Origin of the sequence: Haloferula sp. (genome assembly GCF_049672945.1) — a bacterium.
Lineage (GTDB): Bacteria > Verrucomicrobiota > Verrucomicrobiia > Verrucomicrobiales > Akkermansiaceae > Haloferula.
In genome coordinates this window covers 1-14,476 of the sequence record NZ_JBATWY010000191.1, presented here as the reverse complement: position 1 = coordinate 14,476, position 14,476 = coordinate 1, and the positions used below count along the sequence as shown (strand labels likewise).

The following is a 14,476-nucleotide window of genomic DNA, read 5'->3' as shown; positions in this document are numbered from 1 at the left end:
TCCAAGGAGGACTAAGACATGCCATTGATGCCAAAACGGACGAAGTTCCGTAAATCGCACCGCGGAAGCCGCTCCGGCAACGCCCAACGTGGAACCACCGTTGCCTTCGGTGACTTCGGTCTCCAATCGCTCGGACGCGGATGGATGACCAACCGTCAGATCGAAGCTTGCCGTATTGCGATCAACCGCTTTCTGAAACGTAAGGGAAAAGTCTGGATCCGGATCTTTCCTCACAAGTCGATCACCTCGCGTCCTCCTGAAACCCGGATGGGTAAGGGTAAGGGTGCCGTTGAAGGCTGGGTCGCCGTAATCCGTCCCGGGAACATGCTTTTCGAAGTCTCCGGAGTGCCGGAATCCCAGGCCCGCGAAGCCATGCGCCTCGCCTCCTACAAGCTCGGCATCTCGACCCGTTTTGTTGTCCGTAATCCGCACTCCTGAGTGTAACCGAAATTTATTGCAGCCATGGCCACGACCAAGAACAAGCTGGGTGAACTTACCATCAAGGAACTCGAAGCCAAACTTCGCGACCTCAAGGAAGAAGCCTTCAATCTCCGCCTCCAGCAGACCACCGGTCAGCTTGAGAATTCCGCCAGGATCCGCATCGTCCGTCGCGATACCGCACGGGTGATGACCTACCTGAAAGCACGCCTCAACAAGGCCTGAGCCGACTAATCCATTAACCAATTTCTTCCATGAGCGAGACCGAACAGGAATCCCGTCCCCACCTTCGCAAGACACGCGTCGGCGTGGTGGTTTCCAACAAGATGAACAAGACCCTCGTGGTCGAGCACGTTGCCCGTGTTCCTCACCCACGCTTCAACAAAATCGTGAAGCGTTCCAAGAAGTACTATGTGCACGACGAGAAGGGCGAGGCCCAGATCGGAGACAAGGTGCGCATCGTCGAAACCAAACCTGTGTCCAAGCTCAAATGCTGGGCGCTTCAGGAAGTCCTCACTCACTAACGCCTTAGAAAAGCTGAGAGCTGAAACACGGGAAAGCTGACCTTGGTCCGCCCCATTTCAGATTTCAGCATTTCAGATTTCAGCTTTTTCCTACTACCGCCATGATCCAAATGGAATCCCTTGTGAAGGTCGCCGATAATACCGGTGCCCGGACCGCCAAGATGATCGGTGTCCTCGGCAAGCGCTCACGCAGCGCTGACGTCGGCGACATCATCACCGCCCACATCCGTGACTCGATCCCGACCGCAGCGGTCAAGAAGGGATCCGTCGTCAAGGCCGTGGTCGTCCGTACCGCCGCACCAATCCGCCGCACCGATGGTTCGATCCTTCGCTTCGATGGCAATGCCATCGTCATCATCGACAAGGACAACAACCCACGTGGATCCCGGATCTTCGGTCCTGTGGCCCGTGAACTCCGCGAGAAGCAATTCATGAAGATTGTTTCCCTCGCTCCCGAGGTGCTCTAAACCAAAGAACGCAGATTTTCCCATGAAGACTCACGTAAAGAAGGGCGACGAAGTTGAAATCATCGCCGGCAACCACAAGGGCAAGCGTGGCACCGTGATGGTGGTCAACGCCGCCAAACAGCAGGTGATCGTCGAAGGCGCCCGCAAGATCAAGAAAGCTGTCCGTCCGACCGAAGCCAACCCTGAGGGTGGTATCGTAGAGGAAGACGGTCCCGTCCACATTTCCAATGTAAAGAAACTGGGCTGAGTTCCGCGGGTGACTCCGGTCGCCCGATGATCACTGCCCGCGCTTAAGCGTAACAACAAGCGCTGACCCGCTAAAACAGAATGAGCACACCAATCCTACAGAAAAAGTACAAGGAGGAGGTAGTTCCGGCTTTGACCAAGAAGCTCGGCTACACGAATCCCCACCAGGTCCCGACCCTCGAGAAGATCGTGGTCACCACCTGCATGGGCAAGGCCCCCGACCGCAAGGTCGCCGTTGACGACGCCGTCGCCGAGATCGCCAAGATCACCGGACAGCGCCCCTCGATCACCTTCTCGAAGAAGGCGGTTGCGAACTTCAAACTCCGCATCGGTGAGCCGCTCGGAGCACGTGTCACCCTCCGTGGTGCCCGCATGTGGGAGTTCCTCTTCCGCTTCATCAACGTGACCGCTCCGAACATCCGTGACTTCCGCGGAATCGGTTCGAAGAGCTTTGATGGCCGCGGCAATTACGCCGTTGGCTTCGCCGATCAGACGATTTTCCCTGAAATCGAGCTCGATCAAATCAAGCGCCAGATCGGCTTCGACATCATCTTCGTGACATCCGCGAATACCGACGCCGAGGGCCGCGCCTTGCTCGCCGAGCTGGGCATGCCGTATCGCGACCTCAAGAAGGATGAGCCAGCCGAAGGCGCTGCTGCCTGAGAACCCCCAGAAACCTTTATAGAAACACCATCATGGCCGTTCTCTCCGATCCTATTTCCGACTTCCTGACGCGCTTCAAGAATTGCTGCCGCGCCGGTAACGAAGAATTTTCCGCACCCTTTTCCCGAATCAAGGCTGACATTGCCAAGGTTCTCCAGGAAGAGGGATACATCTGGAGCTACGAGGTCGTCACGACCGACAAGTATCCTGAAATCAAGGTCAAGCCTCGCTTCGTCGATGGTCGCCCGGTCCTCACCGACCTCAAGCGCGTCTCCAAGCCAGGTCGCCGGGTTTACTCCGGCGCCAATGACATTCCACGAGTTCTCAACGGACTTGGCATCGCTGTCGTCTCCACCCCCAAGGGTGTGATGTCCGGCATGGCCGCCAAGCGTTCCAGTCTCGGCGGAGAAATCCTCGCCAATATCTGGTAAACCCCAACACGAGAAAGGAACAAACCACCATGTCACGAGTTGGAGTCAAACCCATCGCTTTGCCGGATAAGGTAAAGCTCAGCGTCGACGGCCGTCAGGTCAATGTCGATGGCCCGAAAGGAAAGCTAAGCTTCGATTTGCCACGCGGCGTCGATGTCAGTACCGCAGACGGCGAGGTCGTCGTTAGCCGTGCATCCGACCTTCGCGAGCATCGTGCCCTTCACGGCACCGTTCGCAGTCTGGTCCACAACATGATCATCGGCGTCTCCGAAGGCTTTGTTAAGGAACTTGAAATCCTTGGAGTCGGTATGCGTGCCGCCGTCAAGGGCAAGGACCTCGACCTTGCCCTTGGTAAGTCGCACCCGATCCTTCACCCCATCCCATCGGAACTTACCGTCAGCGTCGCCGACAACACCAAGATCAAGGTGGAAGGCATCGACAAGCAGATGGTCGGTCAGTTCGCTGCCGAAGTCCGCAACTACTATCCGCCTGAACCTTACAAGGGCAAGGGTGTTCGCTACGCCGGAGAACGTGTCCGCCGGAAGGAAGGCAAGAGCGTCGGCAAATAACAACACGCACCCATCCAAATATCATGAGCCATCTCAATCGCAAGGACGTGCGCAACCGGATCCACAAGCGGATCCGCAGGAAGGTCCTCGGCACCGCCGAGCGTCCACGCCTCGCCGTTCACTATTCGAATCAGCACATCTACGCCCAGGTCATCGACGATTCCGCCGGCAGAACCCTCGCGTCTGCCTCGACTTTCGACAAATCCGTCGAGAAGTCCGCATCGAACGTTGCTTGTGCCGCAACTGTTGGTCAGCTTGTCGCCGAACGCGCCAAGGAAGCCCAAGTCAGCGCAGTGGTCTTTGACCGCGGCGGTCATCTCTATCACGGCAAGATCAAAGCTCTTGCTGAAGCAGCCCGCGAAGCAGGCCTCAAGTTCTAATTTACGACCCTATCTGTCATGGTGACAAACGATTCAACTCCTGCCTCTCCTGCAACTCCCGCCCCATCTGAAGCTCCGAAAACGGGGCAAGGTGGCGACATTGGACCGGTCGCCGGTTCCGATGGTCAGGGCCACAATCGCGGAGGCCAAGGCGGCCAAGGCGGTCGTCCTCCTTTCGGTCAAGGCCGCGGTGGCGGTCGGGGCCGTCCGCGTGAAGAGCGTGCCGCACCCATGGTCGACGGTAAGGAAGTGACCGAGAAGGTCGTCTTCATCAACCGCTGCGCCAAGGTCGTCAAAGGTGGTCGTCGCTTCAGCTTCTCCGCGCTCGTCGTCATCGGCGACAAGGAAGGCAAAGTCGGCCTCGGCTACGGCAAGGCGAACGAAGTGGCGGACTGCATCCGCAAGGCCAGCGAGTCCGGCCGCAAGCAGCTGGAGAAAATGAACATCGTGGACGGAACGATTCCTCACGAAATCTATGCCGAATACGGTGGTGGTAAAGTGCTGCTCAAGCCTGCTTCTCCGGGAACGGGTATCATCGCCGGTGGCGGTGTCCGTGCCGTTTGCGAAGCGGTGGGTATCCGCAACGTGCTTGCCAAGTCCCTCGGTTCCCAGAATCACGCGAACGTGGTCAAAGCAACGCTCAAGGCGCTTTCACTGCTCCGCACCCGCGATCAGATCCTCTCGTCCCGCGGCAAGAAGAAGAAAGAGTCCATCTAATCTGAAGACAGAAGACGACGAGACAGAAGACGGAAGACTTGAATCTTCCATCGATACCGCAAACCGGGTCCAGTCTTCTGTCTTATGTCTTCAAGTCCAACCTCATAAGCGAAAATGAAACTTCATACTCTCAAGCCCAACAAGGGCGCCAAGCACCGGATCAAGCGTCTCGGTAGCGGCGAAAGCTCCGGCCTCGGCAAGACCTGTGGCAAGGGCAACAAGGGCCAGAAGGCCCGCTCGGGTGGTTCCGTCCGTCCCGGCTTCGAAGGTGGCCAGATGCCCCTTCACCGCCGTCTTCCCAAGAAGGGATTCAACAACAAGGACTTCAAGACCACCGTATCAGTCGTCAATCTTGCCCAGCTGGACAAGTGGTTCGACGATGGTGCCACGGTCAACGAGGAAATCCTTCGCGAGAAGGGTCTTGTCAGCCGCAATACCGACATCATCAAGGTCCTTGGTCAGGGTGAGATCAGCAAGAAGCTGACCATCGCCGTTGATGCCATCAGTGCTTCCGCTCGTGAAAAGATCGAGAAGGCTGGCGGCACCGTGGAGACACCTGCTGCAGAGTAAGTGTCTCGCGCGGCCTGATACCTGAATTGTTGAGGAAGCGATGGATCGCTTCCTTAACGCGTTAAGACGAGCACTCCCTTTTTCGACCCAAGACACCCATGATTTCCGCATTCGCGAACACCTGGAAGGTTCCCGAACTCCGCGACCGCATTCTGTTCACGCTCGCCATGATCGTGATTGTGCGTCTCGGCGTCCATGTCACTCTGCCCGGCGTCGATGCCACGGTCATCGATGCGTGGATGGAGGCGGCCAAGAAGAATCAAGACGCGACCCAGGCAGGGGGGCTTCAGGCGATTCTGGGAATCTTTTCCGGCGGCGCGCTCCAGCAGGCCGGTGTCTTTGCACTGGGGATCATGCCGTATATTTCGGCGTCGATCATGGTGCAGTTGATGACAGCGGTGGTGCCGAAGCTTTCGCGCCTCTCACGTGAGGACGGCGGACGCCAGAAGATCACGCAATACACCCGCTACATCACCATCGGGATTGCCTTGGTGCAGGGAATCTTTGTGGCGCGCTCGCTGCTCAATCCGGAGAGCATCCCCTACATGAACGGCATCGGTGCCGTGATGCAGGATCTAGGACGAGACCTTGTGCCTAATCCAACCGTGGCATGGCAGGCGCTTACCGTCCTGACGATTGTTGCCGGCACGCTTTTGCTGATGTGGATCGGTGACCAGATGACCGAACGGGGCATCGGTAACGGCACCTCGATCATTATTACGGTCAACATCATCGCGGCTCTGCCTGGAGCCCTGTTCCAGACTTGGCAGCACTTCGTGCAGCGCGAGGGTGCCAGCACCTTCGAGGTCATGATGCTGGTGGTGATGATCGCCATGCTGTTGATCGTGATCGCCGGAACCATCGCGATCACCCAGGCCCAGCGCCGGATCGCGATCCAGTACGCCAAGCGCGTGGTCGGCCGCAAGCAGTTCGGAGGTCAGACCCAGTACCTTCCGCTCAAGGTCAACTACGCCGGTGTGATGCCGATCATTTTCGCCACCGCGGTGCTGACCCTGCCAACCATCCTCCTCAACCAGATTTTCCCGAACGAGCCATGGTCCCGCGCCATCTCCGACGCGCTCCTAGGTGGCACCTGGTATTACATCGTTGCTGCGGTGCTGATCTTCTTCTTCTCCTACTTCTGGGTGGCGACGATGTTCCAGCCTTCCCAGATCTCGGAAGACCTGAAGCGCAACGGGGGCTACATCCCAGGGGTGCGTCCCGGCAAACCAACCGCCGAGTTCCTCGACTTCACGATGACTCGCCTCACCTTCGCTGGAGCGATCTTCCTGACCTTGATCTTCTGTGTGCCTCTGGCAGTCGGCGCCATCGTCGGACTTCCACCGGGATCGATGGTGCTTCAATTCTTCGGCGGCACCAGTTTGCTGATTCTGGTTGGTGTGGTGCTCGACGTGATGCGTCAGGTGGAAACCCACCTGCTGCAGCGCCACTACGACGGCTTCCTCCGAAAAGGAAAGCTCAAGGGCCGCTACGACCGCCTTTCCCAAGGCACGACCGGACCAACTTCGAGCACGGCGATCGTTCTCATCTGGGCGTTCATTGGCGTGCTGCTGATCATTGGAGCGATTGCTTGGATCGCCAAGTGACGCCATGGGCCCGCATCTGATCCTGCTCGGACCTCCCGCTTCGGGCAAGGGGACGCAGGGTCGGCGCCTGGCGGCTGCGCTGGGTCTCCCATACCTCAGCACCGGAGCCCTGCTGCGCGAGGCCGTGGAAAATCGAACGCCCGCCGGAAGAGAGGCCGAACCGGTCCTCGAGCGGGGGGGCTACGTCTCCGACCGCTTGATGAATTCGATCATCGAACCCTGGCTGGAAACCCACCGCAATGGATGGGTGCTCGATGGATTTCCGCGGACCATCGCCCAGGATGATTTCCTGAGACACTGGCTGGCGGGGCATCAACAATGCATCGATGGAGTCATCGTCCTGGAGGTGCCGAAGGCGGAGCTGATGGCGCGCATCCAAAGTCGGGTCGAATGTCCGGATTGTCGCTGGTCGGGCCAGCAGTCCGATCTGGCGGAGTCGGGACGATGTCCGAAGTGCGGCGGTGAAGCGGGGCCGCGAAAGGACGATTCCATGGAGAACTTTCTCTCACGATTCGATGAGTTTTCACTTCACACTCAGCCGGTGATCGAGCGTTATGCGTCTGTCGAAGGGTTTACCCGATGCGACGCCACGGCACCAGTGGACACGGTGGCCGCGGCACTTTTGAAGACCGTCCAAGGAATCACATCAGATGGCCCGAAGGCATAAGATCCGGATCAAGACGCCGCAGGAAATCGACAAGATGCGGGTCGCAGGTGCGGTTGCGAGTCAGATCCTCCAGGATCTGACCAAGGCGGTGCAGCCGGGAAAGACCACGGGCGAGATCGATCAACTCGCGGCGGAACTGATGCGTGAGCATGAGTGCAAGAGTGCCTTCTTTGGCTACCGCGGCTTTCCGGGTCAGACTTGTATTTCCGTCAATGAGGAGGTGGTTCACGGGATCGGCGGGCAACGTCGGATTCAACCGGGGGACATTCTCAAAATTGATGTCGGTATCGTGAAAAACGGCTTCATTGGAGACAATGCGACCACGGTCGCGGTGGGCGAGATTCCCGCGGAGACCAAACGTCTCCTGAAGGCCACCGAGGAATCGCTCTATGCGGCCATCGACCAGGCGCGTGCCGGACTGCGTTTGGCCGAGCTCTGCGGCGCGGTTGAAGCCCACGTGAAGCCGCTGGGATTTACGGTGGTTCGCGAATTCGTGGGCCACGGTGTGGGTCGCGAACTGCACGAAGAACCCCAGGTGCCGAACTACCGCCCGCAGGGGAAAACCCCGATCCTTGAGCCAGGCATGATTCTGGCGATTGAACCGATGGTGAACCTCGGAACGGGCCGCGTCCGGATTCTGGAAGATGGCTGGACGGTCATCACGGAAGATCGGCTTCCTTCCGCCCACTTCGAGCACACGGTGCTGATCACTGATGGAGAACCTGAGTTACTTACCGACCGTCCTCGAGTCGCCACCGCAGAGTTACTCGGACTTTAGCCTAGGAATAATGGCCGGGCGATTCAGATGGGGAGAGTGTTAGGTTTTACTCTGTTAGGTTTTACTCTTGTGATTTTGTCCTGACCTTTCCGGGTGTTTTTCTCCCTAGATCGGGGCAGAGCTGCCTTTCTCGAGAGAGCCTTCAGGCCAAGCCACGGATCTGGTCGCGGCTTCAGCATCTCCGTCGAAGACGATTCGGCCCTCGCGGAAGATCAGCGAGCGGGTGGCGAGTTCGAAGGTTGATTGTCTGCAGGGGATCATGAGCACCGTCCGCCCGGCGAACAGGTGGCGCAGTGCGGTGTGAAGTGCCGAGGCGTCTTCGCCTGCGAGCTTTCCGCTCACTTCTTGGAAAATGATCAATTTAGGGTTCCGGAGCATCGCGGATGCGATGGCGAGATGCTGGCACTGGACGGGGCTGAGAACCGGTCCTTTCTCACCAACCCAGGTATCAAGGCCATCCGGCAGACGCTGGATGAATTCATCCAGCAACGCCTGATGCAAGGCATGTTCCAAGCCGTTTCGGTCATCGATGCCGTAGAGGAGATTCTGGCGCAGGGTTCCCGGAAACATCACGGGTTGCCTGGGGATCGATGCGACTCCGGTTCGCCAGATTCGGAGATCGATTTGATCACGCTCGTGTCCATCGAGTTCGATCGTTCCTTCCACGGGATCGATGAAACCCGAGGCAAGACCGGGGAGCAGGTCTGCCCCATCGGTTCCACGTCCGATCAGGGCGACGCATTCCCCGGGCTTGATGGTCAGGGAAATGTCACGCAGCGCCGGGTGGCGTGGATTGCTTGAAGCCGTGGAAACATTCTTGAATGCGATGCTGCCTCTGGCCTCGCCCACCACTTTACGGCCTTCGTTTGCTTCGATCTCATCGCACTCGAGCACCTCCCCGACCGAGCGGATGGAAGCGGAGCAACGCGCGAGGTGCGGCCCCATGCCCATCAATCCGGTCAGCGAACTGACCACCATCTGGAATAGAGCGGCGTAAAGCGCGATCTTGTCGAGGGTGAGCCGGCCCTCAAGGACCAACCACGTGGTGCAGCCGGTCACGGCGACCACCGCGATCATGAAGGAGACGAAGCTACAGGCACCGAAGAACGCGTTGATTGTGTCGACCCGGAGGCCCCGGTCGAAGAGCGGCCCGAGGCGTTCGCCGACGCTCGTCTCCTCGTGCTTCTCGAGGCCGTGCATGCGTGTGAAGGGAATCATCCGGATCATGTCGGTGACCCGCTGGGACATCGCCTCGAAGTGGCGGCGGAGGTCGTCGTTGCGGCGGCCCATCGGGTGGCGGAAAACGCGGATGATCAGCAGGCAGATCGGCGCGAGCACGATGTAAACGATGGCGACCGTGGGGTCCCGGGCGAGCGTGTAACCGAAGGCCCAGAGGATGCCGAGGACGGAGGCCATCCCCTGGTGGAAGTACATTTCACTCAGGCGGACCATTTCCTCGACGTCGCGGATGGTCTTCGATTGCAGGCGACCCGATTCACGAGTGTCGTGGAATGAAAGCGACAGGATCTGCAGACGTCGCACAAGCGCGGCACGAACCCGTTGCTCCATCCCGCGATAGATTTTCCCGCAAGAGCGGGCGAAGAAGATGTTCAGAGGGATGTTGAGCAGGGAAATGCCGACGAAGCCGACGTAGATCATGACGAGGTATTTCCAGGGATGTTCACCGGGTTGCTCCGCGATCCGGATCGACTCGGAGATGACCAGTGGCAGCAGCAGCAGAGGCGACATCTTCACGAAATGCAGCGCCAGCAGGGCCAGATGGGTCCACCAGCGGGCACCGAGGAAAAGGTAGAGCGTGCGCCACGGACGGCGGCTGTCGTAGTCGTCGATGATTCGGGGCGTGGTGGATGCTTCGGGCATGTTGTGGCGATTTCGCTGGAAACGGAGCGGTCTTGCCGCGATCTATCAGATGCGCCGCGCCAAGTCGATCCATGCCGGAGAAACCGAGAGTCACCCTGAGGGAGATCGCCGAAACGGCGGGGGTCTCGCGGATGACGGTGTCGCTGGCACTCCGGGGCAAGGGGAAGATCTCGGAGGAGACCCGGGCGAGGATTCTCAAGATCGCCGACAATCTCGGTTACAAGCCGGATCCCGAACTGGGGAAGCTGATGTCGCGGGTGCGGGCCAGTTCGAGCATCCCGACGCACGCCTGCCTCGCCCTGCTCACTTCCGGGCCGACCCGCGATGCGTGGAAGCGCTACGTCACCGAGCGCAAGTATGTCGAGGGCAGCGTGGCGCGCGCCAGGTCGTATGGCTATCAGGTCGAGGAATTCTGGCTGAACGAACCGGGCATGTCGCATTCCCGCCTTGGGAAGATCATCTGGAGCCGCGGGATCGAGGGGCTGATTATTGCGCCGATCCAGGGGAAGCTCGCGGGCGACGACCCGCGCGCGCTCAAGTTTGACTTTGACCTCTTTTCCGCCGTCGAGATCAGTGAGACCGTGAAGGATCCCGATCTCGATCGCGCGCTGCACGACCAGTACACTTCGACCCTGCGGGTGATTGAGGAACTGCTGGCGCTCGGTTACCGGCGCATCGGCATGGTGCTGGAACGGGCGCTTGACCGGCGGGTCAACGGCCGCTGGACTGCGGCCTTCGCCCGCTTCCAGATCTACCGCGAACCCGATCGGCTGATCCCGCCCCTGATCCTGCCCGAGGCGGATCGTGACGCCTTCCGGGCATGGCATCGCGAGCACCACCCGGACGTCATCATCAGCGTCGACCGCTTCGGGCTGCGCATGATCGAGGCCTGCGGGCTGAAGATTCCCGGCGACGTCGGTTACGTGTCCCTCGATCTCGATGGCCTGCCGGCGGAGTATTCTTGGATCAGCGGCATCGACCAGAACTCGAAGCAGGTTGGAGCCTCCGCCGTGGACCTGCTGGTCGGGGCGATCCAGCGCGGCCAGCGGGGCGTGCCGGAACTGCCGGTGCGCATCGAGGTCACCGGCACCTGGCGGCCCGGCAAGAGCACCAAGCCGCAGGGGAAACGCCGTCGCAAGTAGTCGGGGGCGACGCGGAAAGAGCTGGATTTACGTAAACTCATGGGTGCGCTTGTGAGTTGCGGTGGGAGGCCGATGCTTGGCCATGCAATCCCGCACGAACCCATGAAAGCAAACCCGACCCGGATCTTCGGTGCACTCCTCTTCGTAGCCCTTCTGCAGGCAATTTCCGCCGCCGAGACCTATCAGGCTTCGCTTGCGGCCGGCGACAAGCTGCGCACGGAGGGCAAGGCTGACCCTGCGCTGGCGGAATACGTCACTGCTACGGGTCAGGCAGCCAACGACACCGAGAAGTCGCTCGCGCTGGGCAAGCAGGGGATGGTGCTTGCTTACGACAAGAAGGACTATCCGGCCGCGGCCAAGCTGGCGGACGAGGCGCTGGCGATTGAGGGCATCCAGCCGGTGGCGGAGGTCACCGCGCTGCAGGTGCGGGCCGAGTGCGAGGCGAAGGGCGAGCAGAACCACGCGAGGGCCGCGCTGGCGCTCGAGAAGGCGCTGGCCCTGAAGGGTGTCGATTGGTCGAGACCCGGGCTGCTGCTGTCGCTCGGCGACTCCCGGCGTCACCTCGGGAAGTTCCATGAGGCGATCAAGGCGTATGAGGAGGTGCTCGCCACCGAGGGGGTCCCTTCGCCGATGAAGGCGGTGGCGCACCTGAACATTGGGCTCACCTGGCAGTACGACCTGAAGGATGCGGCGAAGGCGCGGAGTTCCTATGCCGCGGCGGTCGAATTGAACGAAGGGCTGAAGGGCGAGGTGGACGAACACCTCGGCCGACTTGAACCCACCACCACCACCGAATAAGATGGTGAAGCTGTTTTTTCCAGTCGCCTGTGCCGCCCTGCTCCTGGCCGGGTGTGATCGGAAGGGGCAGTCCTCGGAACCGCTGCCGTCCGATGCTGTCGGCATCGAGCCGGTCGAGGGCAAGCTGTTGCTCATGCACTACATGCCTTGGTATGAGACGCCGGAGGTGCGCGGCCGCTGGGGAAGTCATTGGACCGGGCACGCGGGCCAGCACGACCCGTCGAAGACCGGCGAGGACGGACTTCCCGACATCTGGTCGCATTTCCACCCGCTGATCGGGCTCTACGATTCGACCGATCCGGCGGTGATCGAATGTCAGCTCCTGCAAATGAAGCTGGCCGGCGTGGACGGGGTCATCATCGACTGGTACGGCATCGCGCCCACGGCCGACTATCCGTCGATCCATGAGGCGAGCCGGAGGATGTTCGAGATCGCCGGTCGGCTCGGGATGCGCTTTGCGGTGTGCTTCGAGGACCGGACCTACGAGTACATGGTGAAAACCGGCGACCTTTCGGAGGATGAGATCGGCAGCCAGCTCGGCGAGACGATGGCGTGGCTGGCCAAGGAATGGTTCCCGGCACCGCACTACGTCCGCGTGAATGACCGGCCATTACTGATGAACTTCGGGCCGATCCATGTGAAGGAACCGCTGGTCTGGGCGCAGGCTCTCGAGGGAGCACCGGAGCGTCCGGCGTTCTACACGCTGCACCACCTGTGGCGGAATGCCGGGGCGGACGGCGGCTACACCTGGGCTCATCCGTCGGCGTGGACGGATGGAGGAGGAGCGGAGGCGAAGCAGCGTCTCGATGCGGTCTATCGGAACGTGGGAGATCCATCGAAGGTGATTGTCTCGGCACTTCCCGGTTTCAAGGATGTCTATGAGAATCCCCATCCGGTGATCGAACACCGCGACGGTGAAACGATGCGCGAGTCGCTGGAGGTCTGCATGGAAGGCCCGTGGGAGACCGTTCAACTGGTGACCTGGAATGATTACGGTGAAGGCACCATGATCGAGCCGACCCATGAGTTCGGCTACCGCTTCCTTGAGATCATCCAGGATGCCCGGCGCAAGGAACGTGGAAGCACGGTGGCTTCGACGGATGACCTCCGTCTTCCCGCTCGCCTGCTGGAGCTGCGGCGCGAGGGCGAGATCGAGGCACGCGAACTCGATTTCATTGCCCGCCTGCTGGCCTCCGGCTCCATCGACGAGGCGCGGCGGCGCATTGAATCCCTTTCCCCAGACGCTTCATGAAGATCCTGAGCCAACTCGCAATAACGATGATCGCCGCCACGCCGCTGGCAGCCGAGGTGGTCGCCACGGTGGATTCCCCGAGCCAGATCCTTACAGTCGGCTTCCGTCTGGACGACGGTGTCCCGGGCTACGAGATCTCCCGTTTCGGCCGCCCGGTCATCCTGCCCTCGAAGCTCGGTCTTGAAATGAAAAACGGTCCCGGCTTTGCCAAGGGCTTCACGCTGGGTGAGCTGCGCCAAACCGAGCATGACGAGACCTGGGAGCAGCCGTGGGGCGAGCAGCGCTTCATTCGTGATCATCACCGGCAGATGGAAGTCGATCTTGTGGGAGATGATGGATCGCGGCGGATGACAGTCGTGTTCCGGGTTGGCGATGACGGCGTCGGATTCCGCTACCTGCTTCCCGAGCAGAAGGGACTGGGTGATTACGAACTCACCAACGAGCTGACCGAGTTCCGGCTGACCGCGGACCATCGCAGCTGGTCGATCGGTGCTTATCAGGACGATCGCTATGAGTATGAGTTCGTCGATGCTCCGCTAAGCGAGGTGCCCCATGGGCACTCCCACACGCCGCTGACAATGAAGACGAAGGACGGCCTTCACCTCAGCCTGCATGAGGCGGCGTTGGTGGACTTTGCCTCGATGACGCTTGAGCGTAAGGAAGGCAACGTCCTGAAGGCCGCTTTGGTGCCGTGGTCGGATGGCGTTCTGGTCCGCGGCAGCGGATCGCTGCGGTCACCATGGCGGACGCTGCAGGTGGCGGACACGGCGGCCGGACTCGCCGACAGCCATTTGATCCTCAACCTCAACGAGCCACCGGCTGAGGGGTTGGACTTCTCGTGGGTCGAGCCGGGCAAGTATGTCGGGATCTGGTGGGAGATGCATCTCAAGCTTAAGACCTGGGGGATGGATGGCGAGCACGGAGCCACCACCGCAAACACCCGACGCTACATCGACTTTGCGGCGGAGCACGGTTTCAAGGGCGTGCTGGTGGAAGGCTGGAACACCGGCTGGGACGGCGACTGGATTGCCAACCGTAACTTCGACTTCACCACGCCCTATCCGGACTACGACCTGAAGGACCTCGCCACCTACGCCCGCGAAAAGGGAACCCGCCTTATCGGTCACCACGAGACTGCCGGGGGCGTGGAGAACTACGAGTCGCAGATGGCGGCCGCCTTCCGTTTGTTCGAGGATCGTGATATCCGCGCGGTGAAGACCGGCTACGTCACCCCGGGGCAGACGATCCGCTGGACCGATGCGGAGGGGAACACCCACGAAGAGTGGCACCATGGCCAGTATATGGTCCGCCACCACCAGCGGGTGGCCGAGCTGGCCGTGAAGCAC

General features: G+C 60.4%; 19 protein-coding genes. 18 read left to right on the top strand and 1 reads right to left on the bottom strand.

All coding sequences use genetic code 11. From position 1 onward, the window contains the following. Positions 1-18 precede the first annotated feature (18 nt). The 14 genes from rplP to map all read left to right on the top strand — a co-directional run bounded on the left by rplP (position 19) and on the right by map (position 8,057). On the top strand, positions 19-438 hold the full coding sequence (gene rplP / locus WBG04_RS17535) for a 50S ribosomal protein L16 (RefSeq protein WP_424316005.1): 420 nt from the start codon (positions 19-21) through the stop codon (positions 436-438). A gap of 24 nt (positions 439-462) precedes the next feature. Then, positions 463-663 (top strand): 50S ribosomal protein L29, encoded by a 201-nt coding sequence (gene rpmC / locus WBG04_RS17530; protein ID WP_424316004.1) that lies wholly within the window; start codon positions 463-465, stop codon positions 661-663. A gap of 29 nt (positions 664-692) precedes the next feature. Beyond that, complete coding sequence (rpsQ, locus tag WBG04_RS17525; RefSeq protein WP_424316003.1) at positions 693-962, top strand: 30S ribosomal protein S17; 270 nt, start codon at positions 693-695, stop codon at positions 960-962. Between the two features lie 101 nt (positions 963-1,063). Then, a complete protein-coding gene (gene rplN / locus WBG04_RS17520) occupies positions 1,064-1,429 on the top strand; it encodes a 50S ribosomal protein L14 (protein WP_424316002.1) in 366 nt (121 codons plus the stop codon). 22 nt (positions 1,430-1,451) lie between these two features. Continuing rightward, positions 1,452-1,676, top strand: coding sequence for a 50S ribosomal protein L24 (gene rplX / locus WBG04_RS17515; protein WP_424316001.1), 225 nt, complete (start codon positions 1,452-1,454; stop codon positions 1,674-1,676). 80 nt (positions 1,677-1,756) lie between these two features. Then, positions 1,757-2,338 carry a 50S ribosomal protein L5 gene (rplE, locus tag WBG04_RS17510; RefSeq protein ID WP_424316000.1) on the top strand — a complete coding sequence of 194 codons (582 nt, stop codon included), beginning with the start codon at positions 1,757-1,759 and terminating at the stop codon, positions 2,336-2,338. A 32-nt stretch (positions 2,339-2,370) separates the two neighbouring features. After that, the gene (rpsH, locus tag WBG04_RS17505) at positions 2,371-2,769 is read left to right on the top strand and encodes a 30S ribosomal protein S8 (RefSeq protein ID WP_424315999.1); all 399 of its coding nucleotides are present in this window, start codon (positions 2,371-2,373) and stop codon (positions 2,767-2,769) included. A gap of 29 nt (positions 2,770-2,798) precedes the next feature. Then, positions 2,799-3,338, top strand: a complete 540-nt coding sequence (gene rplF, locus WBG04_RS17500) for a 50S ribosomal protein L6 (protein ID WP_424315998.1) — start codon at positions 2,799-2,801, stop codon at positions 3,336-3,338. 23 nt (positions 3,339-3,361) lie between these two features. Continuing rightward, positions 3,362-3,718, top strand: coding sequence for a 50S ribosomal protein L18 (rplR, locus tag WBG04_RS17495; RefSeq protein ID WP_424315997.1), 357 nt, complete (start codon positions 3,362-3,364; stop codon positions 3,716-3,718). Between the two features lie 18 nt (positions 3,719-3,736). After that, positions 3,737-4,435 (top strand): 30S ribosomal protein S5, encoded by a 699-nt coding sequence (gene rpsE, locus WBG04_RS17490; RefSeq protein WP_424315996.1) that lies wholly within the window; start codon positions 3,737-3,739, stop codon positions 4,433-4,435. A gap of 114 nt (positions 4,436-4,549) precedes the next feature. Continuing rightward, positions 4,550-5,005 (top strand): 50S ribosomal protein L15, encoded by a 456-nt coding sequence (rplO, locus tag WBG04_RS17485; protein WP_424315995.1) that lies wholly within the window; start codon positions 4,550-4,552, stop codon positions 5,003-5,005. A 98-nt stretch (positions 5,006-5,103) separates the two neighbouring features. After that, entirely contained in the window at positions 5,104-6,612 is a 1,509-nt protein-coding gene (gene secY, locus WBG04_RS17480; RefSeq protein ID WP_424315994.1) for a preprotein translocase subunit SecY, read from the top strand. A gap of 4 nt (positions 6,613-6,616) precedes the next feature. Then, on the top strand, positions 6,617-7,279 hold the full coding sequence (locus WBG04_RS17475) for an adenylate kinase family protein (protein ID WP_424315993.1): 663 nt from the start codon (positions 6,617-6,619) through the stop codon (positions 7,277-7,279). Further along, positions 7,263-8,057, top strand: coding sequence for a type I methionyl aminopeptidase (gene map / locus WBG04_RS17470; RefSeq protein WP_424315992.1), 795 nt, complete (start codon positions 7,263-7,265; stop codon positions 8,055-8,057). Before WBG04_RS17475 ends, map begins: the two co-directional genes overlap by 17 nt. A 105-nt stretch (positions 8,058-8,162) precedes the next feature. On the opposite strand, the gene WBG04_RS17465 is transcribed toward map, so the two are convergent. Beyond that, positions 8,163-9,938 carry an ABC transporter ATP-binding protein gene (locus tag WBG04_RS17465; protein WP_424315991.1) on the bottom strand — a complete coding sequence of 592 codons (1,776 nt, stop codon included), beginning with the start codon at positions 9,936-9,938 and terminating at the stop codon, positions 8,163-8,165. 71 nt (positions 9,939-10,009) lie between these two features. Between WBG04_RS17465 and WBG04_RS17460 the strand changes: the two genes are divergently transcribed. From WBG04_RS17460 to WBG04_RS17445, 4 genes are all read left to right on the top strand, one after another. Further along, a complete protein-coding gene (locus WBG04_RS17460) occupies positions 10,010-11,080 on the top strand; it encodes a LacI family DNA-binding transcriptional regulator (RefSeq protein WP_424315990.1) in 1,071 nt (356 codons plus the stop codon). Between the two features lie 102 nt (positions 11,081-11,182). Then, entirely contained in the window at positions 11,183-11,878 is a 696-nt protein-coding gene (locus WBG04_RS17455; protein WP_424315989.1) for a tetratricopeptide repeat protein, read from the top strand. Between the two features lies 1 nt (position 11,879). Continuing rightward, on the top strand, positions 11,880-13,130 hold the full coding sequence (locus WBG04_RS17450) for a hypothetical protein (RefSeq protein ID WP_424315988.1): 1,251 nt from the start codon (positions 11,880-11,882) through the stop codon (positions 13,128-13,130). Then, on the top strand, positions 13,127-14,476 hold a 1,350-nt coding region (locus WBG04_RS17445), incomplete at its 3' end, for a glycoside hydrolase family 97 N-terminal domain-containing protein (protein WP_424315987.1). The genes WBG04_RS17450 and WBG04_RS17445, both read left to right, overlap by 4 nt.

Excerpts from the sequence above, each read along its gene's own strand:
- rplN (WP_424316002.1), top strand. The coding sequence starts at position 1,064 with ATGATCCAAATGGAATCCCTTGTGAAGGTCGCCGATAATACCGGTGCC.
- rplP (WP_424316005.1), top strand. The coding sequence starts at position 19 with ATGCCATTGATGCCAAAACGGACGAAGTTCCGTAAATCGCACCGCGGA.
- rpsE (WP_424315996.1), top strand. The coding sequence starts at position 3,737 with ATGGTGACAAACGATTCAACTCCTGCCTCTCCTGCAACTCCCGCCCCA.
- secY (WP_424315994.1), top strand. The coding sequence starts at position 5,104 with ATGATTTCCGCATTCGCGAACACCTGGAAGGTTCCCGAACTCCGCGAC.
- rpsQ (WP_424316003.1), top strand. The coding sequence starts at position 693 with ATGAGCGAGACCGAACAGGAATCCCGTCCCCACCTTCGCAAGACACGC.
- rpsH (WP_424315999.1), top strand. The coding sequence starts at position 2,371 with ATGGCCGTTCTCTCCGATCCTATTTCCGACTTCCTGACGCGCTTCAAG.
- WBG04_RS17460 (WP_424315990.1), top strand. The coding sequence starts at position 10,010 with ATGCCGGAGAAACCGAGAGTCACCCTGAGGGAGATCGCCGAAACGGCG.
- rpmC (WP_424316004.1), top strand. The coding sequence starts at position 463 with ATGGCCACGACCAAGAACAAGCTGGGTGAACTTACCATCAAGGAACTC.
- rplX (WP_424316001.1), top strand. The coding sequence starts at position 1,452 with ATGAAGACTCACGTAAAGAAGGGCGACGAAGTTGAAATCATCGCCGGC.
- WBG04_RS17455 (WP_424315989.1), top strand. The coding sequence starts at position 11,183 with ATGAAAGCAAACCCGACCCGGATCTTCGGTGCACTCCTCTTCGTAGCC.
- rplE (WP_424316000.1), top strand. The coding sequence starts at position 1,757 with ATGAGCACACCAATCCTACAGAAAAAGTACAAGGAGGAGGTAGTTCCG.
- rplF (WP_424315998.1), top strand. The coding sequence starts at position 2,799 with ATGTCACGAGTTGGAGTCAAACCCATCGCTTTGCCGGATAAGGTAAAG.
- WBG04_RS17450 (WP_424315988.1), top strand. The coding sequence starts at position 11,880 with ATGGTGAAGCTGTTTTTTCCAGTCGCCTGTGCCGCCCTGCTCCTGGCC.
- rplO (WP_424315995.1), top strand. The coding sequence starts at position 4,550 with ATGAAACTTCATACTCTCAAGCCCAACAAGGGCGCCAAGCACCGGATC.
- map (WP_424315992.1), top strand. The coding sequence starts at position 7,263 with ATGGCCCGAAGGCATAAGATCCGGATCAAGACGCCGCAGGAAATCGAC.
- rplR (WP_424315997.1), top strand. The coding sequence starts at position 3,362 with ATGAGCCATCTCAATCGCAAGGACGTGCGCAACCGGATCCACAAGCGG.
- WBG04_RS17475 (WP_424315993.1), top strand. The coding sequence starts at position 6,617 with ATGGGCCCGCATCTGATCCTGCTCGGACCTCCCGCTTCGGGCAAGGGG.
- WBG04_RS17465 (WP_424315991.1), bottom strand. The coding sequence starts at position 9,938 with ATGCCCGAAGCATCCACCACGCCCCGAATCATCGACGACTACGACAGC.